The organism is Mycetocola sp. Y444 (assembly GCF_059445295.1).
This window is the reverse complement of the sequence record NZ_JCAIUB010000001.1, coordinates 1,186,231-1,206,761: the sequence shown is the minus strand read 5'-3', so window position 1 is coordinate 1,206,761 and position 20,531 is coordinate 1,186,231. Positions and strand designations below refer to the sequence as shown.

The window sequence follows — 20,531 nt, the reverse complement described above, 5'->3', positions numbered from 1 at the left end:
TAAATCGGGGTGTGTAACCAGTCTGGACGCTGAGGGGGTGGCACGCCAAAAGACGGGGCAGGATGCGGCCGGTCACCACCTCGAGGAGGGGGCGGATATGCGCTCTCAGCGGGTCAGAGCACGCAGCTCGTCGACGGTTCCATCGAAGACATTCATGTCGATGAATTCCTCCTCGCCGTCGTAGCCGGGCAGGCGGTCACGGTTGGAGTATTGCCAGAACGTCCAGTCCCGATTGTCGGGGAGGGTCGGCTCTTCTGCGATCGACCTGATCCAGATCGGGTTGTCCTGGTAGGCGTCGATGAGGTACCTGTCGTATGCCTTTTGCGTCGCGTAGATGATCGGTGGCATGCCGTAGTGTGCCTCGAGCGCCGCGAGAAGCGGGTCGAGGATGCTCTTGACGTGGCTCCGGCTTGGCGGATTGTCGTAGAAGTCGCCGTAGTACTCGAGATCAACGGTGACGGGGAGTGTTCCGGGTTCTACAGGCACCGTGTTGATCACGTTCTGCGCCTGAGTTTCACCCGCGCTCTCGAAGCTCATGAAGTGGTAGGCGCCGACGATGAGATCGGTATCTCGTGCTCCCGCCCAGTTCGCGGCGAACTGGGAATCCTGCGACCCTGATCCCTCTGTTGATTTGATGATCGCGAAGTCGATGTCTTCGCTGCCGAGCACCGTCCAGTCGATGTCACCCTGGTAGACGGAGACATCGACCCCACGCGTCTCGTACCCGGCGGCGGCGACGCGGTTGGGCCAGATCACGCCGGTGGCGATCAGGGCTGCGACCACCGCGACGATGACGCCGACGGTTGCAGCGGCAAGGAGGACACGTCGTCGGCGGGTGGTGCGTGACGCTGATTTTGTGGGCACGGCCACAGTCTCACAGAAGGTCAGCGCGTCACGCGTCCGGCGGGCGGAACTCGCTCAGGGTCAGTTCACCCCCTTGCGGGTCACGGATAGTGGTGAGCGCGGCCCATTCGGACTCCCAGGTTCTCAACACCGTTGCACCGAGTTTCTCGGCAAGCTCAACGCTTTCGTCGCGGTTGTCCACCCTGAATGTCACCCGCCAGTGCGGGAGTTCAGAGTCGGATGCCGGCTGCAACGCGCCGATGACGTCGGCGAAGCCGTCGGGGACATCCGCCTGCCTGACGTAGATGTCGGGGTCTGCCGTCGAGGCAAGGTGGTTGCCATAACCCGGCACACTGATCATCGCGTCGAGCTCGGGGCCGAGGTCCGCGTATGTCCAGCCGAAAACGCCCGTGTAAAAGGCGGATGCCGCGTCCGTGTCGGTTGTGCGGAGGTCGCTGAAATTCCAGGCGCCGGGAGTATTCACCACCTGGGCGCCCAGCCGCCGGTACGGCTGCCAGAGGCGGAACTCGGCGCCCTGCGGGTCGGCGCAGATAGCAGCGCGGCCACCGGGTCCTGCGTCGGCTGGGGCCGACAGCACGCTCCCACCGTTCGCGAGCACCGAGTCCGCTGTGGCGTCAGCATCCGTTACCGCGATGTAGGTGTTCCACACGGCGGTTCCCGAGCCGGTGCCGATGGCCGCAACGTCGTCGCCGTCGAGATGGGCGATCAGGTATTGCGCCGGCGCACCAGGAGGCATCGCGTTGGTGAAGGTCCACCCGAAAAGTTCGCCATAGAACACACTCGCCATCGTCGGGTCCTGCTGTTCTGTGTCGACCCAGCAGGGCACGCCGTGCGGATAGGTTCGCGGAACTGTCGTCATCGGCTCTCCTTCGTCGCTGCGACTCGCTTCGCACGCGTCGCACGGGTCAGGCTAGTCCTCTTCCCCGAGCGCGAACAGGTTCACAAAAAACCGCCCTCCACTCGACGGGTCGAGTGGAGGGCGGTTTACGCACATCGTTCGCGATCAGTTTCGCGGCTTGCGCGTGTCCTTGTCTTCGCGCCGGGCGGATGCCGAGCGGTCGGGCCGGAGTTCGATCAGCTTGCCGCTGATCCGCGTGTCCTTGAGCTTCTCCAGCGTCTCGGGGGAGAGGTTCGCCGGCAACTCAACGATCGAGAAGTCGGGCAGAATCTTGATCCCGCCGAAGTCCTCGCGGCTCAGTCCACCCTCGTTCGCGAGGGCACCGACGATCTGGCGCGGTTCGACCTTCTGGCGCTTGCCGACCTCGATCCGGTACGCGGAAAGCTGCTGGTCGCTGGATCGCGGACGGCGCTCGGGACGTTCGCCGCGGGCCGGGCGGTCGTTCCTGTCGTTTCCACGGGCAGGGCGGTCATTACGGTCGCCCCGTGCGGCGCGGTCGTCACGCTCCATCCGCTCGCGGTCCCTGCGCTGGTTGCGCTCGTCCTCTGCTGTCAGCAGGAGGGGCGTCTCGCCCTGTGCGACAACAGCGAGAGCTGCGGCGACATCGGCCTCGGGGACGTCGTGGTGCTCGACGTAGTGGTTGATGATGTCGCGGAAGGTCTCGATCCGCTCGCTGTTGCTCAGCGCCTCGGTGATGGCGTCATCGAACCGCGCGAGGCGGGTGACGTTGACGTCTTCGACGCTCGGCAGCTGCATCTGCGTCAGCGGCTGACGGGTCGCCTTCTCGATCGCGGTGAGCAGGCGGCGTTCACGCGGGGTGACGAAGCTGATTGCCGCGCCGGAACGGCCCGCGCGGCCGGTGCGGCCGATGCGGTGCACGTACGACTCGGTGTCGATCGGGATGTCGAAGTTGACCACGTGGCTGATGCGCTCGACGTCAAGACCGCGAGCCGCGACATCCGTTGCAACGAGAATGTCGAGCTTGCCCGACTTGAGCTGTTCGACGGTGCGCTCGCGCTGGGCCTGCTGAACGTCACCGTTGATCGCCGCTGCGGCGTACCCGCGGGCACGGAGCTTCTCGGCGAGAGTCTCGGTCTCGTTCTTGGTGCGGGTGAAGACGATCATGCCCTCGAAGTTCTCGACCTCGAGGATGCGGGTGAGCGCATCGACCTTCTGCGGGTACGACACCATGAGGTACCGCTGCGTGGTGTTCGCCGAGGTCGTCGTCTTGTTCTTGACGGTGATCTCTTCGGGGTCGTGCAGGTACTTCTTGGAGATCCGTCGGATCTGGGCAGGCATGGTGGCGGAGAACAGTGCCACCTGCTTGTCTTCGGGGGTGTCGGCGAGGATCGTCTCAACGTCTTCGGCGAAGCCCATCTTGAGCATCTCGTCGGCCTCGTCGAGCACGAGGTACTTGAGCTGCGAGAGGTCGAGGGTGCCCTTTTCCAGGTGGTCCATGATGCGGCCGGGGGTACCGACGACGATGTGGACACCGCGGCGGAGTGCTGACAGCTGTACGCCGTAGCCCTGTCCGCCGTAGACCGGGAGAACGTGCACGCCGCGCATGCCACCGGCGTAGCTCTCGAATGCCTCACAGACCTGGAGCGCGAGCTCACGGGTCGGTGCGAGGACGAGCGCCTGCGGGGTTTTCTGCGTCATGTCGAGCCGGGAAAGGATCGGCAGGGCGAACGCTGCGGTCTTTCCCGTGCCCGTCTGCGCGAGGCCAACGACGTCGCGGCCCTCGAGGAGGACGGGGATGGTTGCTGCCTGAATAGCGGAGGGGGTTTCGTACCCGACTGCCTTGAGGCCTTTAAGGACTGAGTCGCTCAGTCCAAGATCGGAAAATGTGAGAGCTTCGCGGGCAGTTTCTGCCTCGCTCAGCGTCGTCGTGTCGGAAGACGTCATAGGTTCAACGGTAGCCCCTCTTTGGGGATGTGGTGTCAAGAGGCTATTGTGTGCGCCAGCGTCGGGGTCGCAAATGGGTCAAACTCGCACGTTTGCGCGAATTTTGCTGCCCGGGGTGCGTTGCACGGCTGAGCATCGGCTTCGTGACGATTGCGTGACAGCGCCGTCGCGGCATCCGCCCCACAGGGCCACAATAGGGAAATGCCTTCAGTGACCCAGGTCGTCCGCTCGGTTCTTGCCCCACTGACCCGTACTCGCGTGTTCCGGGCGGTCGGACCGCGGCTGCTGCCGCTCGGTGAACGGCTCCTCGCGCGGCTGACCGGTGGGCGGGTCCAGGTCAGCGGTTTGCTCGTGCCGTCGCTGGTGCTGCACTCCGTCGGCGCCAGGAGCGGCGAGGAGCGACTGACGCCCCTCATGTACACGCCCGACGGTCGTGGCCGCGCGATCGTCGCCGGGACGAGTTTCGCTCGGGAACGGCATCCCGCGTGGACCTATAACCTCCTCGCGCACCCGGATGCGGTCATCACGGTGAAGGGCCGGCGACTCGCTGTGCACGCGACGCTTCTTGAGGATGACGCGGACCGGGAGCAGGCGTGGCACCGGATCGAGCGTCAGTGGCCGGGTTACCGCAGCTACGAACGTGACTCCGGTCGGCGGGTCCGGCTGTTCGTCCTGCAGCCGGTGCGCGAGCTGACTCCGGATGCCGCCGGGCGCGACGGCGGGACATCGGCGGATGCTGCGGGGTCAGAGCGTCAGCCGGATTAGAGCGCGAAGATCGCTGAGTTCGACTCGGGATCGATGGGAAGCGATGAGTGCTCGTGGACGATCCGCCACGCGCCGTTCTGCCGCTGGAGCCCGACACTGAAGCGATTGGTCGTCGAGCGCAGCCGCTCGCCATCGGCGGAAGTCGCGGAAAAGGTTGCGTCTGCGTGGCCAAACGCTAGGTCGTCGCCGACGAACGCCCTGAGGTCGGTGAACTCGACCTGAACCGATTCGTCGCCCAGCGAGCTGAACCACCCCATCGCCATCGCGCGCCACGCCTCTATGCCCAGATACTGCCATTGCGCCCAGGAGTCGAAGACGTGCACATCGTCGGCGTAGATGGCGGCGAACGCGGCGACATCGCGGGCGGCTACCGCGGCGCGATACGCCTCGAGGACTGCGGTCACCGGGTTCGTGTTCTCGCTCATGTCTGACTCCCTTGTCGTCGCGTTGTTGTCGCCGTATCGTCGCGTTGCTGCGAATGCTAGCGGGGCCAACCGACGCCGGGCCAGGGGTCCGTGTGTGACGTGCGCCGCGACATCCGCCCGCCTCCGGCGTTCGGAGACCCACGGCTGGCATTCAGGAACGAGGGAACACGAAGGGCGTCGCATGCGTTCTCCTTCTCCGGCAGACTGTTTTGAGACAAGGGAGCCACTATGACGAACACAACACAGACCGCGATTCTCGCCGGCGGATGCTTCTGGGGCGCCCAGGAGCTGCTGCGCAAGCGTCCCGGAGTGATCTCCACCCGCGTCGGATACTCCGGCGGCGACACCCCCAACGCGACGTACCGCAACCACGGCACACACGCTGAGGCCGTGGAGATCGTCTTCGACCCCGAGCAGATCTCGTACCGTGACCTGCTGGAGTTCTTCTTCCAGATCCACGACCCCTCCACCAAGAACCGCCAGGGGAACGACGTTGGCCTGAGCTACCGCTCGGCGATCTTCTACCTCGACGATGAGCAGAAGCGCGTGGCGCTCGACACGATCGCCGACGTTGACGCGTCAGGCCTCTGGCCGGGACCGGTCGTGACCGAGGTCACACCCGCCGGGGACTTCTGGGAGGCCGAGGAGGAGCACCAGGACTACCTGGAGAAGTACCCGAACGGATACACCTGCCACTTTGTGCGCCCGGGGTGGAAGCTCCCGCACCGTGAGTCGGAGCGCGTCTCCTAGGTTCAGTTCGATGTGCACGTCACGAAACGCCGCGGCCCAGTGCCGCGGCGTTTCGTCGTTAACGAGGGCGGTGGCTGACGGTGGGTGGCTCAGCCGACCATTGAGCGCAGGGTGATCGCGTTCCGAACCGCATTGCCGCCGCCATCGTTATTGAAGTAGACGTAGACATCCGTTCCGACGTCGCGCCATTCGCGCAGGCGGTCGGCCCACCAGGCGAGGTCCTGGTCGGAGTATGAGCCGCCGTAGAGTTGATCGTGATCGGGGCCGTGCATGCGGACATAGGCGACGGATGCCGTTACCCGCAGCACGCAGGGAAGGCCGGCGCCGCTCATCACGCAGTAGGCAGCACCGTGGGACTCGAGCAGTCGGTAGATGCCCGCGTCGTGCCAGCTGGGATGGCGAAACTCGACGGCTACCGTGATCCAGTCGGGCAGACGGCCGAGAAAGTAGTCGAGCCGCGCGTCGTCGCGCTCGAGCGACGGAGGCAACTGGACGAGGAGCACGGCTCGCTTGTCGCCGAGTTCGTGCCAGGCGTGGGTGATCCTGTCGATCCAGGGTTCGGGGGAGTAGAGCTTCTTGCCGTGGGTGAGGCCCCGCGGGGCTTTGACCGAGAGCCGGAATCCGGGCGGGAGCCGGTTGCGCCAGCTCGCAAACGAGGCGTCGCGCGGCCAGCGGTAAAAGCTCGCGTTGAGCTCCACGGTGTCGAAGGTGCTCACGTAGTGCGCGAGGCGGTGCCAGCGGGGTAGTCCTGGCGGGTAGAGAACGCCGTCCCAGTGGTCGTAGCTCCAGCCGGAGGTGCCGATGTGGATGCCCATCCGACCTCGCTCTCGTCAGCGTCAACGCTAATCCATTGCCGCGCGTGGGTGGCGCCCGTGGTCGTGGTCGGGCATACGAAGGTGGCGGTGGTATCGAACCACCGCCACCTTCGCCGCGACTCAGCCGCCACGCGCTAATGCGAAACGGCCGACTCCGCGAGGATCGCGTCGATCTGGCCGAGAGCCTCGGTCAGGCCCTCCAGCATCCCCATCTCGATCATCGCTTCGAGCTGTTCGGTGCTTCTGAACGTGCTGACCAAGGTCATCCTGGTGCCGCCGTCGACGGGCTCGAGGCTGACGACGCAGCTGGAGACGTCTTCGACGTCAACGGGGTCACCGTTGTCGTCAGCGAACCCGTCGACGAATTCAAGGCGATTCGGGGCATCCATCGTTATGAATCTCCACCAGCCGCGGGGTTTCGCTCCATCCGGGGTGGTCATGTAGTAGCGGGCTTCGCCCCCTGGCGTGAACTCGAACCTCTCGAAGGTCGCGGGGACGGTGGGCGGACCCCACCAGCGTTCGAGCTGCCGCGGGTCTTCCCAGACCTGCCAGACACGGTCAACTGGGGCCGCGAACTCGGTGATGAAGGTCAGGGTGAGGTTTTCGACATCCGTACGTGAATTGACAAGAGTCACTTGTCGCTTCCTTTCTCAGGCTCGGAGAGAATCTCTCCGATGCGACTGGCACGGTCGTGCCAGATCTTTTCGTAGGCGTCGAGCAGCTGGGCTGCCCGGCGAAGCGCTTCGGTGTTTCCGTGCACGATCTGCTCCCGACCTCGACGCTCCTTGGTGACCAACATCGCGCGCTCGAGCACCGCTACATGTTTCTGGACCGCGGCGAAGCTCATGTCGTAGTGCGTCGCGAGGTCGGAGACCGACTGCTCGCGGCGCAGTGTGCGCGCAACGATGTCTCGGCGGGTCGTGTCTGCCAGTGCTTGGAAGATGCGGTCCACCGCGATGTCACTCAACTCATGTACAACCATTTGGTTGTAGGTTAGCAGGTCGGTTCGGGGTGCGCTAGGGGTTGGTGTGGGGAGTTTGGGGAGCGGATGGCTGGGGATCAATGTCTTCGACGTGCAGGGTGATCACTTGATTGCGACCTGACGCCGGTGGAACACTCATGGCTAATCTAGACAACAACTGGATTCCGAGTTACAGGCATCTTTGCGGTGGATAGATTAGTGCTTTTTCGCCCGTGATTCCGGGGGAGTTCGTGACAAGGGTTGCATTTCGCGTAGTGGAACCGGGTTCGGCTGGGAGTAATTCTCGGCCATTGAGCAAGAAAATTCTGGGAACTTATAGTAGAAACTACTTTCGAAACTGTGCTTGATGCGATATTATGAAGTATGGCAAAGGTGTCCGAGCAGATTCGAGAGGTCGCCCTTCGGGTGTGCGACCAGATCGCTCGGTATAAGGACGCCATCGAGGCGGTTGGTCGGGTGGCGGATGCCGCGGGGCCGGAGCCAGCGTCTGGTCCTGAACCTGCGTCAGGATCTGAACCGGCGCCGGGCCTACAGGTTCCGCGCAGGGGCGGGTCTTCGTCTGCAGTGTCTTCGTCTGCAGCGGTTTCGACCGGCATCACCGAGTTCGGTGGTGCCGGTTCGTCGTTTAAACGCCCGCGGTTCGTGCCGGTGGAGCCGGAGCCGTTGAGCAGTGGGCCTGGTGTCGGTCCCGGCGATGCTGCGACTGGCACTGGCACTGGCACTGGCACTGGCACTGGCACTGGCTTGCCGTTGTCGATGGTGTTGGAGCGGGCAGCGAACGCCGAACTCGAGGAATTGCTCCGCAACGCGGCGCGGGCGAAGTCGGAACTGGACGCGGTGATCGCGGCCGGCGCTGGTGTCGCGGCGAAACGGTCGGCGCGTGACCTGGGTTACTCGGGGTGGGCTCAGTCGGCCGGGGATCGCACCGCGGTGAATCTGGTGCAACGGTTGACCGGGTCGACGAAGTCGGAGGCGTTCCGGCAGGTGCGGCTCGGTGAGGCGATGGGTGAGGCGGATGCCGCCACCCACCCCACAGGCTTCGGACCCGGTGCCGGGGGGACTGATGGATCTGGTGGTCCCGGCGTCGACGGCGCCGATGAGCCGTTGATCGATCTTGACGGGAGGATCCTGGTCGATCCCGACGCGGACCCGGACGCGGACACAGACCGCGCTTCGGTGTCGGTGTTGCGTCCGGTGCCGGTGGTGCCGTGGCACGAACCGATCTCTCGGGCAGCGCGGGAGGGTGTGATCCGCTCCGAGGCGGTGACGATCATCATGCGGGGGCTCGGGGTGCCGAACGACCGGGTGGATGTGGAGATGCTGCGGGCCGCGGCGGTGGAGATCATCGCCGATGCTGCCGGGGTGAACGCTGACGAGTTGGGTGTGCGGGCGCGGCATTTGCGGGACCGGATTGATCCGGCCGGGGTGCAGTTGCGGTGGGATGAGCGGTACGCGAACCGGAAGTGGCGGTTCGGCCGCAACGAGGACGGCACGAAAACAGCGTATGTGGCCTTCGATGAGGAAGGCGCCGCCTGGGTGGAGTCCATCGTCGGGGCGGCGTTGCGGCCGCGGCGCGGTGGCCCGCGGATGGTGGACCCGGTCGAAGCGGAACGGGCCGAGAAACTCCGGGTCGATGAGCGCAGTAACGACCAGATTGTGTACGACATTCTGATGGGTGCGATGCGCACCGGGGTACAGGCCGACCCGACCACAACGTACGGGTCACGCCAACCCGGAATCCGGGTCGTGATGACCGAGGAAAACCTCGACAACCGTGCCACCGACAGCGAGGGCGCGGAACACCTGGTCGGCACCGGCTATCTCGAAGACAGCAAAGACGCGGTTCCGGGCAGTGTGATTGAGAAGCAGATCTGTATCTCCGGGATCTCCCCGATCCTGATGGACACCTCCGGCACGATCCTCGACGTCGGCCGGGAACAACGCTTGCACACCCGGAAACAAAGGGTGGCGATGGCGGTTCGTGACGGTGGGTGCCGGATCGAGGGGTGCGAGTGTCCGCCGTCGATGACCGAAGCGCACCACATCAACGAATGGGCCGCCCACGAGGGCTGCACCGACCTCGCCGATGGGATCCTGTTGTGTCCGTATCACCACACTCTGGTGCATACGTTTGGCTATCGGGTGGTTCGGATCGAGGGCGAGTATTACCTGATCCCACCACCGGGTGAGAACGGGGAGCGGATCCCGATCCGGATGCCATCGAAGTCACCGTTGGAGAAGGAACGACTCCGCCTGGCCGGGATCAAGGCCGCGACCGAAGCTGCGGACGCCGCAGCACGAGCCGCAGCCGCCGGCGATAGGGAGGGCAGACCCACCGGGCAGGGGCCGGGGGAGAGCTCTGCGGCTGGCCCGCCGACACGACTCGCCAGCGCCGGGTAGACGACACAACACCCCTCGGATCGCGACCGGAGCCTTTCAAGGCCACCGGGAAGACGTTCCAGGTAAGCCTGACCGCATCCTTTTCGGGGAGAGGCGTGACCGCAGCCTTGATTCCGACTCACTGGATACGGTTTTGGGACAGGTGGCCGGGACCGTTCAACGACGGTCTAGTGACCGACGCGGCCAAAGAGGAACGACGCCGAGACGCGGACAGCGTCATCGACGGTGGCCCCCATCTCCTTCGGCAGGGCACCCTGCAACCAGAGAGTGGCAAACCCATGGACAAAGGCCCACGCACTCACGTTGGTGAGGATGGTGTCACCACCCCGGCGTTCCGGTGGCAACGACGCAACACCACGGAAGAGGGCCGATCTGCTTCGGTTCCGAGACTTGACCAGATCGGGATCATCGTTTCGCAACAGGTCGGGCCGGAACATGACCTCGAAGTAGGCCTCGTGATCAACGGCAAACCGCACATAGGCCACACTGAGCTCAACCAGGTCGGTCGCGGGCTCAACCCGCCCGAGGGCATCCGTCAACCGGGTGTAACCCTCGGTAGCCACCGCGGTGAAGAGGCCTTCCTTGTCACCGAAATGATGAGCCGGCGCCGCATGAGAGACCCCGATCTGGCGCGCGAGGTCGCGCAGGCTGACGGCAGCAGGGCCGTTCTCGCTGATGACCTCGACAGCCGCATCGATGACGGCCTGCCTCAAATCACCGTGGTGATACGGACGCTCAGTCACCCTGCTCTCCTGTCTGCTCAAATCAGGCCGCGAAGAAAGTCCTCGACACTGACACCTTTTTGGCGTGCGCGTTCCTGCAAACGGATGTTCTCGGCCGCGCTCAGCGACAACGTGACCGTGTGCCATCCGGTACCGCTGGCCTCGTCGTCGAGGTCAAAGAGACTCGGTTCGAGGTCAATCGGGGTGGACGGCTCGGCAGCGGGGGACTTCCGTGCGATCGGAGCGGCCGACGCGGGTGTGGAGGACGCGACGGCGGAAGATCGCGGTGCTGAGGATGTTGACGCGGTCGAGAGGAGTGCAGGGTCGCCCTCAGTGGTGGCTGTGCCGTCAGCGGAGGCTGTGGTCTGCCCGATGGCGGCAGCCGAACCCGCCCCGGGAAAACCGGGACCGGACGGAATCTCCTTGCCCCGCTGGAAGGCCTCGGCGACGGCGCGGGCGCGGGCATCCGCGGCTTCATTGAGCTCGTGACCGACGTGACCGCGTACCCATTCGAACTTGTACCTACGCCCGGCGAGTGCCTCGTCGAGTTCCTTGAGCAGCTCGATGTTCAGAACAGGCTTGCCGTCGCTCTTGCGCCAGCCCTTCGCCTTCCAGCCGCGCATCCATTTCGTCACCGAGTTGATGACGTACTGGCTGTCGCACATGACGAGCAGATCGTCGTCGATGTGTGCGGTCGAACGGAACAACTCGAGAACAGCCTTCAGCTCGGCCTGGTTGTTCGTGGCGTGTTTCCAGCCACCAGCCCCCCAGCAGTCGTCGTCGACATACCAGGCCCAACCCGCGGGACCCGGGTTGCCCAGCGCCGAACCATCAGCGGAGGCGGTGATCGTCATTCTGCCCTTTCAGCCGCGACCGGTCGTCGCGGGACTGACCAATCGTACCGACGAGGAGCCGTTCGGCAGGGAGGTCAGCGGGGAGTCGAGACGCCGGCGGTGGCTGTTATCGCCAGTGTCACCGGCACGAACAGGGGCTAGGCGTGGGGGACGCGCCCGGAGTCGGGGGTGACTCGACAGAGGCCCCCCAGTAGGTTGGTCGCATGGCATCCGACGCAGTCATCCTCCCCGTCGACGGACCGCACGGCACCCGCGACGTTCGCATCTCCAGCCCCGGCCGGGTGCTCTGGCCAGAACCCGGCATCACCAAACTCGACCTCGCGAAGTATCTGGTCGAGGTTGGACAGGCGTTCATCGCCGCCAACGGCGACCGCCCGGTGTCGCTCCAGCGGTTCCCAGGCGGAATCGACGGCGAACAGTTTTTCTCGAAGAACCCGCCGAAGGGTGCACCGGATTATGTGCGAGCCGTGACCGTCACCTACCCGAGCGGGCGATCACACCCCCAGGTCGTTCTCGACGAACCGGCGGCAGCGGTGTGGGCGGCCCAGATGAACACCGTCGTCTTTCACCCGTGGCCGTCTCTCGCCGGAAACTCAGACAACCCCGACCAGCTGCGCATCGACCTCGACCCGCAGCCGGGCACCGATTTCGACGATGCGATCCCCGCGGCGATCGAACTGCGCGCACTTCTCGCCGAGGCCGGATTGACGGCGTTCCTCAAGACCAGCGGCAACCGCGGCATCCACGTCTTCGCGCCCATCGAGCCCACCCACGAATTCCTCGAGGTGCGGCACGCGGTCATCGCTGCTGCCCGCGAACTCGAACGCCGGATGCCGGAGCTGGTCACCACGAACTGGTGGAAGGAAGAACGCGGCAAACGTATCTTCGTCGACTTCAACCAGGCCAACCGCGACCGAACGATGGCTGGTGCCTACAGTCCGCGGGCCCTCGCGCATGCCCCGGTGTCCTGCCCGATCGAGTGGGAAGAACTCGAGAACGCCGACCCGAAAGCCTTCACCATCGATACGGTGCCTGAGCGACTCCGCACGGTAGGCGACCCGTGGGCAGACATGGGCAATAAGCCCGGGACCATCGACGTTCTCCTCGAATGGTGGGAGCGGGATGTCAAGAACGGACTCGGCGAACTGCCATTCCCCCCGGACTTCCCGAAAATGCCCGGCGAACCGCCGCGGGTTCAGCCGAGCCGGAAGAACGCCGCCAACTGGGACGACGAGAAGACCGACTAAACCAGCACGCCGTCGAGATCGTAGGCGATGGGCCGGTCCAGCTGGTCAAAGGTGCATGACGTCGCCTCGCGGTCAGGGCGCCACCTCGCGAACTGCACGGTGTGACGGAATCGCATCCCCTCCATCTGGTCGTACTGCACTTCGACGACGCGGCTGGGCTCAAGCGGCACAAACGACACATCCTTCGACCCCGAGAATCTGCTGCGCTCCGTTTCGGCCGCAACGATCTCGCCGTCGGCATCCCGTTTCACCAGCGGCGCGAGTTCGTCCACCAGTTCAAGGCGGCGGGCATTAGTGAAAGCGGATGCCCCGCCAACGTTCACGAGGACGCCATCACTGTTGTAGAGGCCGAGGAGCAGTGACCCCACCCCGTTGCCGCTCTTGTGCACCCGGTAACCGGTGAGAACGACATCGGCGGTGCGATGATGCTTGACCTTGAGCATCACCCGCTTACCCGGTGCGTACGGCTGGAGGAGTGGCTTCGCGACAACTCCGTCGAGTCCAGCCCCCTCGAATTCGACGAGCCACTGGCGGGCAAGCTCCACGTCCGTCGTCGTCCTCGTGAGGTGGAGCGGGTGCGGGAGAGAACCGGTGAGCCCTTCGAGCCGCTCGCGTCGTTCGGAGAACGGGGTGTCGAGCAGCACGTCGCCGCCGCTCGACAGCAGGTCGAACGCCACGAACATTGCCGGCGTCGACTCCGCGAGGAGCGCAATCCTGCTCGCCGCGGGATGGATCCGGGCCGTTAACGCCTCCCAGTCGAGTTTTTGTGAGCCCTCCGCACCCTGTGGCACCACGATCTCGCCGTCGAGCACGCAGGGTCCTGGCAGGAGCCGGCTGAAGGCATCCGTCAGTTCCGGGAAGTACCGCGTGAGCATTTTCGAGCCGCGACTGCCGATCTCGACGTTCTCGCCGTCGAAGTATACGATCGCGCGGAACCCGTCCCACTTGGGCTCGAAGCTCAACCCGCCGGGAACGCTGTCGGGTTCCGGCACGCTGCCGACGGCCTTGGCGAGCTGCGGGGAAACGGGGTCGAGCGACGAAAGTTCCATGGGTCGATCCTGCCCGAGTCGGAACGATTCCGACAGGCGGTGCCACGCCGCCTGGCACATGAGTGCGGTGGGAGGGCATTCGTCAACCCGTATCCTGCCGCTCGGCTTCTGGGTAGCGTCGGCGTCACCGTGCAGACCTTTCTCCCATACCCGTCATTCGCCGAGAGCGCCGCTGTGCTCGATCGCTCACGCCTCGGCAAGCAGCGCATTGAGGCGCTCCAGCTGCTGCGTGCGGTGACCATCCCCACCTACGGCTGGCGGCATCATCCCGCGGCCAAAATGTGGCGCGGATACGTGCCAGCGCTCACCAAATACGCTCTCGATATGACGGATGCCTGGATCGCACGCGGTCACAGCGACACGGTACGCCCGCAGGTGCTGCCGTTCGCACCCGACGTCGAAGGGCTCAGCCAGGACGAGCTGGAGCTGCCGCCGTGGATCGGTGACGAGGCCTTCCACCTGAGCCACCAGTCGAACCTCGTCCGCAAGGATCCCGAGTTCTACGGTGAGGTGTTTCCCGGCGTGCCGGACAACCTGCCGTACGTGTGGCCGGGAGAGACGGTGCGCCGTGACGGTTGAGGAGCCCAGGGTCGCCGGGGTAAACGGCTCGGCTGACATCGGCGACGCACGGATCGGCATCTCCGGCTGGCGCTACGCACCGTGGCGTTCTGTCTTCTACCCCAAGGGACTCACTCAGAAACGCGAGCTGGAGTTTGTCTCCGGCCGAATGAACAGCGTCGAGATCAACGGTTCGTTCTACGCGCTGCAGACGCCGAAGAGCTACGCCCGCTGGGCGGAAGAAGTGCCGGAGGACTTCGTCTTCTCGGTCAAGGGCGGACGGTACATCAGCCACATCCTCCGGCTGCGGAATGCGGAAAAAGCGCTGCCGAACTTTTTCGCATCCGGCGTCCTCGCGCTTGGCCCCAAGCTCGGGCCCGTGCTGTGGCAGTTGCCGCCGAACCTGGCCTACGACCGGGAGACCGTTGGTGCGTTCCTCGCCACACTCCCGCGGACGACGACGGCCGCCGTCGAGTTCGCCCGAGGCCACGACGATCGGATGGAGGGCAGGTCCTGGCTCAAAACGGATGCCGAGCGTCCTCTCCGCCACGCCGTGGAGATCCGCCACCCGACGTTCGACTGTGACGACTTCGTCGATCTTGCGCGGGACCAGGACATCGCTGTGGTGGTGTCGGACAGCGCGGGCCGTTTCCCCCAGCTGTTCGAGGTGACGAGTGACTTCATGTACGTGCGACTGCACGGCGCTGAGGAGCTGTACGTCAGCGGCTACCCCGAGGATTTGCTGCAGACCTGGGCTCGGCGTGTCCACGGCTGGCGCACCGGCTCAACGACCGATGGCAGGCCGCGAGACGTCTACGTGTACTGCGACAACGACGCGAAGGTGCGTGCACCGTTCGATGCCATCCGTCTGGCCGAAATCGTCGCCGAGCTGGCGGGCTGAACGGCACCGTGCTCGCCGCTGCCCTCGGATACGCCTCGCCGCGCATTCAACGGGTTGCATGTTCGGCGAGGAAGGCGTGCACCGACCCGACGACGACGGAGCCCTCGCCGACGGCGGATGCGACCCGTTTCGCGGACCCGCGGCGAACATCACCGATCGCGAAGAAACCGGGCACGCTCGACTCGAGGGGCCCCGGCGGGCGGTCACGCGACCACGCCCTGCGTCCCCCCTCTGCGACCATGTCGCCGCCGGTGAACACGTAGCCCCACTGATCGCGCAGCACCCGGTCGTCGACCCAGTCGGTGTGTGGCGCAGCACCGATGGTGATGAACAGGGCGCTCGCCGGGACCGTCACCTCGTCGCCCGTGGTCCTGTGCCGCAACACAATTTCCTCGAGCCCGTCGTCAGTGCCGTGTCCGCCAACCACCCTCTGTTCGGTGAGGATGGCGACCCCGGCGGCCGCGAGCTGTTCGATGAGGTAGCTCGACATGCTCGCGGCGAGGTTCGGGCCCCTGACGACGAGGGAAACGGATGCCGCATACCTCGCGAGGTGCAGCGCGGCCTGGCCCGCTGAGTTGCCGCCGCCGACGACGAGGACGTTGCGTCCGGTCTGGGCCTTTGCCTCGACCGCCGTCGCGCCGTAGAACACCGAGGTGCCCACGAACGTGTTGAGACCCGGCACGGCGAGCCTGCGATACGAAACCCCGGTCGCGAGGATCACCGAACGGGCCCTGACCTCGTCCTCGCCGTCGATGGCCAGCCGGAAGCCGTCATCGAGCGACATCCCCGACACACTCCTCGTGTGCGCGAACCGGGCGCCAAAGGCCCAGGCCTGCTGGTAGGCGCGGTCGGAGAGGTCCAGCCCCGATACCCCGCTCGCGAAGCCGAGGTAGTTGCGGATGAGGGAGCTGGAGCCAGCCTGGCCGCCGACCGACTCCCGTTCCAGCACGAGCGTGTCAAGTCCCTCAGACGCCGCGTACACGGCAGCGGCGAGGCCTCCCGGTCCGGCTCCGACGATCGCCACGTCCACGGTTGTGCCCGAATTCACCGACGTAGTCAGGCCGAAGGCGTCCGCGAGCTGGGTATTACTCGGGTCGGCGAGGACGCCGGCGCCCGGCACCTCCACGACGGGACGGCGAGTGTCGTGTCCCCGCGCGAGGACCGTCGAATCGTGGGCAGAACCGGGGCTGCTGATGCGGTTACTGATGCCAGCCCTCGACAGGTACCTGGTTATCTCGTGCACCCGCGGGGATGACAGCGGGCCGATGATGACGGCATCCGGTGCCTGGTCATCGGCCGCCCGCGTCGCTGCGTGAAGGAGCTCGGTGATCGCCCGGTGGAAATACTCATCGGGGGAGCGGCGAGGGAGAACGATGTAGGAGTCGGCCTGGGTGGAGGCGAAGGCCTCGAGAACCACCCGCGCGGTGTCCTGGTTCCCCCACGAGCCCCATTCGATCACCAGGCCGCGACGCACCTCCGGAAACAGCCGGCGGGCGAAGCGGAAGACCGAGCCGTCATGCTGGTGATCCGTAAGGTCGTCCGACAGCACCAGCGCGACGCGGGATCCGGCCGCCGCGGTTTCCCGGAGGTGAGCAAACGTCCCCTGGGCATCATCGGGAGACACGACCTCGTAATCCGCGGAATATCGGCGGGTCAGCTCATCGACGACGCGGTCGCGCGCTGGCGCTGAGGCCAGCGACACCAGAATCCGCGGTCGCCTGGACCTTTCGGTAGTCATCGGGCACCTCCACCTCGGGGTACCGGGCGGTACCCGCGGTTCTAAGGCGAGAGTGTACTCGTCGTGCGTGGCGGACTCCACGGGGTTCGGGGCTGGACGAGGGACCGCAACGCGTTCGACAATGCTCAGCATGGATCATCAGCCCGCAACGATCCGCACACCCGACCAGCGGCTCCGCGTCTTCGTCAGCTCAACACTCAAAGAGCTCGCGCCGGAGCGAAAAGCTGCGCGCGCCGCCATCGAACGGTTGCGGCTTGCCCCCGTCATGTTCGAGCTCGGTGCCAGGCCGCATCCGCCGAGGGACCTCTATCGCGCCTACCTGGCGCAGAGCGAGGTCTTTGTCGGCCTGTACTGGGAACGCTACGGCTGGGTCGCTCCCGGTGAAGAAGTGTCCGGCCTCGCGGATGAGTACTACCTTGCACCCGCCTCGATGCCGAAGCTCATCTACATCAAGGAACCGGCTGAGAACAGAGAGCCCAGGCTGAAGGAGCTGCTCGACCGGATCAAATCGGATGACACGGCGTCATTCACCTATTTCTCCGACGAGGCGGAACTCGCGGAGTTTCTCGAGGCCGACCTCGCCGTACTGCTGGCCGAACGCTTCAGCCAGGGGCAGAATCTCGCTGTGTCGGCGGCCGATGACCCGATCGGTCCCCGGGCTCACGTGCCCGCACCGCTGACGGAACTCATCGGCAGGGAGTCCGAGGTCACGACGGTGGGCCGGCTCGTGCGCGATCCCGCGGTCCGCCTCGTGACCCTCATCGGCCCCGGCGGCATCGGCAAGAGCAGGCTCGCGATCGCTGTCGCGGCCAGTGTCGCAGCCGAATTCTCCGGCGGCGTGTACTTCGTGGACCTTGCTCCTGTTCACGACGAGACCGCGGTGATCGCAACCATCGCGAAGACACTCGGCGTGCGTGACACGGGGGAGGCCCCGCTCGCGGAGAAGCTCGCCACCGCGCTGCGGAACCGGCACATGTTGCTCATTCTCGACAACTTCGAGCAGGTGGTGGATGCGGCACCCGCGCTGACGCTGCTCCTCGCTGCGGCGCCCGGCCTCACGCTGATGGTCACCAGCCGCACCCGGTTGCGGATCTCCGTCGAAAGGACGATCGACGTCGAGCCGCTTGACCTGCCCGACGCTTCCGCACCGCACACGGCTGCCGGTATCGCCGACATCGCGGCAGTCGCACTGTTCACCGAGCGTGCCCGCGCCGTCAAGCCGGATTTCCAGGTGACGGATGCCAACGCCCGCGACGTCGCCAGACTCGTCAACCGCCTCGAAGGCGTGCCCCTCGCCCTCGAGCTCGCAGCGGCGAAGGTCAGGGTACTCACCCCGTCGGCGATGCTTGAACGCCTCCACAGCCGGCTCTCCTTCCTCGGGGGTGGATCCCGCGATCTCCCCGAGAGACAGCAGACCCTGAGGAACGCCATCGAGTGGAGCACCGGAATGCTGAACGACGGCGAGAAGCAACTTCTCGCCGCACTGGCGGTGTTCGACGGCGGTTTCTCGCTCGACGCCGTCGAGGCGGTGTACCGGCCCTCCGATGGCACCGACACACTGACACTGCTCGAGACACTCGTCGACAACAGTCTCGTTCGTCAGGAGGACAGGGGAACGCGTTCCCGTTTCTCCCTGCTCATGATGGTCAGGGACTTCGCCAGGGAACAGCTCGAGCGTGACGGGCACCTGGCGGACGTCAGCGAACGGCACGCGGCGTATTTCATGGGCCTCGCCCAACGCGCCGAGCGCCTTCTGGAGGGCCCGACACAGGGGGAGTGGATGAACATCCTCGAGGATGACCTCTCCAACCTCAGGGCCGTGATCAGGTACCTCCTCGAGAGGGAGGACTGGGAGGGGGCGGCACGGTTCTCCTGGACCCTCTACGTTTACCTGTGGGTTGGCGGGCTCCTCGGCGAGGTGGCCGGCTGGATGGCGCGGGTGCTCGACGCCGAACCGCCCGTCACCGGTTTCACTCGCGCGGTCGCGCTCTACTACACGCGGGCCGTCGGGTTTTGGAAGGAGCCGGAGCGGGATGTGGTCCCCGGCCTGATCGAGAGTGCCGCACTGTTCAGGGCAGAAAATGCTGCCTCGGGAGAAGCGCTCGCACTGGTATCGGTCGCGCTCGCACGGCTGGCCGCATCGCCCCCCGATGTCGCCGGGGCGGAGGAGGTGCTGGAGACAAGCCTCGGGTTGTTCAGGGAGAAGAACGACCTGTGGGGACAGGCGATGGTGCTCGTCATGCTCGGCAGGACCGCGCTGGTCTCGCAGAGGGTGCACGCAGCGCTCAACCGCTTTAGAGAGAGCCTCGCGCTCGCCGAAGAGTTCCAGGACGGTTTGAGCGAGACGATAGCGCTGCACCATCTCGGGATCGCCCTCACCGTCGAGGGGAAGCTCGAGGAGGCGGGCGTCGCTCTGGAGTCTGCGCTCGCCAAATCGGTGCGGCTCGGCCACGATGACGGTGTCGCGTACGGGCTGGAGGGGCTCACCGCCATCGCTGCAGCGCGGGGCGACGTCGAGAGAGCCGGAATCCTGGATGGCGCCGCCGAGAAGCTCCGCGAAGAGACCGGATTGAAGAACGCGCAGACCTTCAAGTTCTCGCAGTACTGGATCGATGGGATCCTCGCGGGGGAGGCGGCCGGTCAGTTCGAAGCCGCGCGAGGCAGGGGCCGAGCACTCAGCGAAGCGCAGGCGGTCAGGTTCGCGCTGCCCGGTGCCAGCCTTGCCGGGGCGGGAGTGAATCTCGCGGGCGTGGATGGCGCGTCGTCGTGAACTTCCGATCGAGCGATCAGGATGTGGGCAGCCGTCGGCGAACGGCGGACGACACGGTCCGCCCGTTCACCCTCTGGCTCAGCGTCGTCGTGCTGCCGTTCCTCGTCGTTGCGAGCGCGCTGCTGTACCTGGCCCCCGGGAGCACCGAACAGCACTTCGCCTGGACGATCACGCCAGACATCACAGCCAGGTATCTCGCGTCCGCGTACCTCGGTGGTGTCTGGTTCTTCGTCGCGGTGATCCGCCTGGGTCGATGGCACCGGGTAAAGCACGGCTTTCCCGCCGTGCTCACGTTCGCCACGCTGCTCGGCATTGCAACGCTGCTGCACTGGGATCGGTTCCACGCCGGTCACATCTCGTTCATCGCGTGGACGGCGCTGTACCTGACAACGCCCTTCCTGGTGCTCGTCGCCATCCTCGTCCAATCCCGGTCGGATGCCGGTGCTCCCGACACCAACGACACGACGATTCCCCGGGCCTGGCGCGTCACCCTCGCGGGCGTCGGCCTCCTGTCGCTGTGTGTCGGTGTCGTTCTCTTTCTGGTTCCGTCTCTCCTCGTCGAGAACTGGGCGTGGAGCCTGACGCCTCTCACCGCCAGGGTGATCGGGGCGACACTGACGCTCCCGGGAATGGTCAACGTCTGGATGCTGGTCGACACGCGGTGGAGCGCGTTCCGTACCCTCGTCCAGGCCCAGCTGGTCAGCCTCGGTTTCATCCTCGGCGGGATCGCACTCGGCTGGCCGACCCTGGATTTCGCCCGGCCGGCTGCGTGGCTCCTGATCCCGGGCCTCTGCGGCTCGCTTTTGGTCTATGCCTGGGTTTACCGGCTGTGTGAGTCCCGCGGGCGGCGCGTTGGCGACTGACGCGGAACCTGTCAACCCCCGAGCC

The 20,531-nt window shown here is 65.7% G+C and carries 19 protein-coding genes; 8 read left to right on the top strand and 11 right to left on the bottom strand.

Translation table 11 applies throughout. The features are described from left to right. Positions 1 to 105: 105 nt before the first annotated feature. From AC1C2M_RS05755 to AC1C2M_RS05745, 3 genes are all read right to left on the bottom strand, one after another. On the bottom strand, positions 106 to 864 hold the full coding sequence (locus tag AC1C2M_RS05755) for a GH25 family lysozyme (RefSeq protein WP_495435521.1): 759 nt from the start codon (positions 862 to 864) through the stop codon (positions 106 to 108). Positions 865 to 892: 28 nt separating this feature from the next. Next, the gene (locus tag AC1C2M_RS05750) at positions 893 to 1,723 is read right to left on the bottom strand and encodes a VOC family protein (RefSeq protein WP_495435520.1); all 831 of its coding nucleotides are present in this window, start codon (positions 1,721 to 1,723) and stop codon (positions 893 to 895) included. 144 nt (positions 1,724 to 1,867) lie between these two features. Further along, positions 1,868 to 3,667: a DEAD/DEAH box helicase gene (locus AC1C2M_RS05745; protein WP_495435519.1), complete on the bottom strand. Its 1,800-nt coding sequence runs from the start codon at positions 3,665 to 3,667 to the stop codon at positions 1,868 to 1,870. A gap of 201 nt (positions 3,668 to 3,868) precedes the next feature. On the opposite strand from AC1C2M_RS05745, the gene AC1C2M_RS05740 reads away from it, so the two are divergent. Further along, the gene (locus AC1C2M_RS05740) at positions 3,869 to 4,432 is read left to right on the top strand and encodes a nitroreductase family deazaflavin-dependent oxidoreductase (protein WP_495435518.1); all 564 of its coding nucleotides are present in this window, start codon (positions 3,869 to 3,871) and stop codon (positions 4,430 to 4,432) included. Here AC1C2M_RS05740 and AC1C2M_RS05735 read toward each other — a convergent pair. Then, the gene (locus AC1C2M_RS05735) at positions 4,429 to 4,857 is read right to left on the bottom strand and encodes a YybH family protein (protein WP_495435517.1); all 429 of its coding nucleotides are present in this window, start codon (positions 4,855 to 4,857) and stop codon (positions 4,429 to 4,431) included. The two genes, AC1C2M_RS05740 and AC1C2M_RS05735, sit on opposite strands and share 4 nt — an antisense overlap. A gap of 228 nt (positions 4,858 to 5,085) precedes the next feature. On the opposite strand from AC1C2M_RS05735, the gene msrA reads away from it, so the two are divergent. After that, positions 5,086 to 5,607 (top strand): peptide-methionine (S)-S-oxide reductase MsrA, encoded by a 522-nt coding sequence (msrA, locus tag AC1C2M_RS05730; protein ID WP_495435516.1) that lies wholly within the window; start codon positions 5,086 to 5,088, stop codon positions 5,605 to 5,607. 89 nt (positions 5,608 to 5,696) lie between these two features. On the opposite strand, the gene AC1C2M_RS05725 is transcribed toward msrA, so the two are convergent. The 3 genes from AC1C2M_RS05725 to AC1C2M_RS05715 all read right to left on the bottom strand — a co-directional run bounded on the left by AC1C2M_RS05725 (position 5,697) and on the right by AC1C2M_RS05715 (position 7,404). Continuing rightward, on the bottom strand, positions 5,697 to 6,422 hold the full coding sequence (locus AC1C2M_RS05725; RefSeq protein WP_495435515.1) for a DUF72 domain-containing protein: 726 nt from the start codon (positions 6,420 to 6,422) through the stop codon (positions 5,697 to 5,699). A gap of 134 nt (positions 6,423 to 6,556) precedes the next feature. Next, the gene (locus tag AC1C2M_RS05720) at positions 6,557 to 7,057 is read right to left on the bottom strand and encodes an SRPBCC family protein (protein ID WP_495435514.1); all 501 of its coding nucleotides are present in this window, start codon (positions 7,055 to 7,057) and stop codon (positions 6,557 to 6,559) included. After that, complete coding sequence (locus AC1C2M_RS05715) at positions 7,054 to 7,404, bottom strand: ArsR/SmtB family transcription factor (RefSeq protein ID WP_483403963.1); 351 nt, start codon at positions 7,402 to 7,404, stop codon at positions 7,054 to 7,056. Before AC1C2M_RS05715 ends, AC1C2M_RS05720 begins: the two co-directional genes overlap by 4 nt. 756 nt (positions 7,405 to 8,160) lie before the next feature. Here AC1C2M_RS05715 and AC1C2M_RS05710 point away from each other — a divergent pair. After that, positions 8,161 to 9,804 (top strand): DUF222 domain-containing protein, encoded by a 1,644-nt coding sequence (locus AC1C2M_RS05710; protein WP_495435513.1) that lies wholly within the window; start codon positions 8,161 to 8,163, stop codon positions 9,802 to 9,804. Between the two features lie 167 nt (positions 9,805 to 9,971). Here the strand turns inward: AC1C2M_RS05710 and AC1C2M_RS05705 are convergent, their stop codons facing one another. Together AC1C2M_RS05705 and AC1C2M_RS05700 are read right to left on the bottom strand one after the other, a co-directional pair. Further along, positions 9,972 to 10,547, bottom strand: coding sequence for a TetR/AcrR family transcriptional regulator (locus AC1C2M_RS05705; RefSeq protein WP_495435512.1), 576 nt, complete (start codon positions 10,545 to 10,547; stop codon positions 9,972 to 9,974). Between the two features lie 17 nt (positions 10,548 to 10,564). Further along, the gene (locus AC1C2M_RS05700) at positions 10,565 to 11,380 is read right to left on the bottom strand and encodes a ribonuclease H family protein (RefSeq protein ID WP_495435511.1); all 816 of its coding nucleotides are present in this window, start codon (positions 11,378 to 11,380) and stop codon (positions 10,565 to 10,567) included. 203 nt (positions 11,381 to 11,583) lie between these two features. Between AC1C2M_RS05700 and ligD the strand changes: the two genes are divergently transcribed. Continuing rightward, positions 11,584 to 12,627, top strand: coding sequence for a non-homologous end-joining DNA ligase (gene ligD, locus AC1C2M_RS05695; RefSeq protein ID WP_495435510.1), 1,044 nt, complete (start codon positions 11,584 to 11,586; stop codon positions 12,625 to 12,627). Here ligD and AC1C2M_RS05690 read toward each other — a convergent pair. Next, positions 12,624 to 13,676 (bottom strand): ATP-dependent DNA ligase, encoded by a 1,053-nt coding sequence (locus AC1C2M_RS05690; protein WP_495435509.1) that lies wholly within the window; start codon positions 13,674 to 13,676, stop codon positions 12,624 to 12,626. The two genes, ligD and AC1C2M_RS05690, sit on opposite strands and share 4 nt — an antisense overlap. A gap of 129 nt (positions 13,677 to 13,805) precedes the next feature. On the opposite strand from AC1C2M_RS05690, the gene AC1C2M_RS05685 reads away from it, so the two are divergent. Together AC1C2M_RS05685 and AC1C2M_RS05680 are read left to right on the top strand one after the other, a co-directional pair. Further along, the gene (locus AC1C2M_RS05685; protein WP_483403969.1) at positions 13,806 to 14,255 is read left to right on the top strand and encodes an MSMEG_6728 family protein; all 450 of its coding nucleotides are present in this window, start codon (positions 13,806 to 13,808) and stop codon (positions 14,253 to 14,255) included. Beyond that, positions 14,245 to 15,135: a DUF72 domain-containing protein gene (locus AC1C2M_RS05680; RefSeq protein ID WP_495435508.1), complete on the top strand. Its 891-nt coding sequence runs from the start codon at positions 14,245 to 14,247 to the stop codon at positions 15,133 to 15,135. The genes AC1C2M_RS05685 and AC1C2M_RS05680 overlap by 11 nt, the downstream gene beginning before the upstream one ends. 46 nt (positions 15,136 to 15,181) lie before the next feature. On the opposite strand, the gene AC1C2M_RS05675 is transcribed toward AC1C2M_RS05680, so the two are convergent. After that, the gene (locus AC1C2M_RS05675) at positions 15,182 to 16,873 is read right to left on the bottom strand and encodes an NAD(P)/FAD-dependent oxidoreductase (protein ID WP_495435507.1); all 1,692 of its coding nucleotides are present in this window, start codon (positions 16,871 to 16,873) and stop codon (positions 15,182 to 15,184) included. A gap of 130 nt (positions 16,874 to 17,003) precedes the next feature. On the opposite strand from AC1C2M_RS05675, the gene AC1C2M_RS05670 reads away from it, so the two are divergent. Both AC1C2M_RS05670 and AC1C2M_RS05665 read left to right on the top strand, forming a co-directional pair. Then, entirely contained in the window at positions 17,004 to 19,643 is a 2,640-nt protein-coding gene (locus tag AC1C2M_RS05670; RefSeq protein ID WP_495435506.1) for an ATP-binding protein, read from the top strand. After that, positions 19,640 to 20,506, top strand: coding sequence for a hypothetical protein (locus tag AC1C2M_RS05665; RefSeq protein ID WP_495435505.1), 867 nt, complete (start codon positions 19,640 to 19,642; stop codon positions 20,504 to 20,506). Before AC1C2M_RS05670 ends, AC1C2M_RS05665 begins: the two co-directional genes overlap by 4 nt. The last annotated feature ends 25 nt before the right edge of the window (positions 20,507 to 20,531 follow it).

Coding starts and splice junctions, on each gene's coding strand:
- AC1C2M_RS05750 (WP_495435520.1), bottom strand. CDS start 1,723: ATGACGACAGTTCCGCGAACCTATCCGCACGGCGTGCCCTGCTGGGTC.
- AC1C2M_RS05745 (WP_495435519.1), bottom strand. CDS start 3,667: ATGACGTCTTCCGACACGACGACGCTGAGCGAGGCAGAAACTGCCCGC.
- AC1C2M_RS05740 (WP_495435518.1), top strand. CDS start 3,869: ATGCCTTCAGTGACCCAGGTCGTCCGCTCGGTTCTTGCCCCACTGACC.
- AC1C2M_RS05735 (WP_495435517.1), bottom strand. CDS start 4,857: ATGAGCGAGAACACGAACCCGGTGACCGCAGTCCTCGAGGCGTATCGC.
- msrA (WP_495435516.1), top strand. CDS start 5,086: ATGACGAACACAACACAGACCGCGATTCTCGCCGGCGGATGCTTCTGG.
- AC1C2M_RS05725 (WP_495435515.1), bottom strand. CDS start 6,422: ATGGGCATCCACATCGGCACCTCCGGCTGGAGCTACGACCACTGGGAC.
- AC1C2M_RS05715 (WP_483403963.1), bottom strand. CDS start 7,404: ATGGTTGTACATGAGTTGAGTGACATCGCGGTGGACCGCATCTTCCAA.
- AC1C2M_RS05710 (WP_495435513.1), top strand. CDS start 8,161: ATGGTGTTGGAGCGGGCAGCGAACGCCGAACTCGAGGAATTGCTCCGC.
- AC1C2M_RS05700 (WP_495435511.1), bottom strand. CDS start 11,380: ATGACGATCACCGCCTCCGCTGATGGTTCGGCGCTGGGCAACCCGGGT.
- ligD (WP_495435510.1), top strand. CDS start 11,584: ATGGCATCCGACGCAGTCATCCTCCCCGTCGACGGACCGCACGGCACC.
- AC1C2M_RS05690 (WP_495435509.1), bottom strand. CDS start 13,676: ATGGAACTTTCGTCGCTCGACCCCGTTTCCCCGCAGCTCGCCAAGGCC.
- AC1C2M_RS05675 (WP_495435507.1), bottom strand. CDS start 16,873: ATGACTACCGAAAGGTCCAGGCGACCGCGGATTCTGGTGTCGCTGGCC.
- AC1C2M_RS05670 (WP_495435506.1), top strand. CDS start 17,004: ATGGATCATCAGCCCGCAACGATCCGCACACCCGACCAGCGGCTCCGC.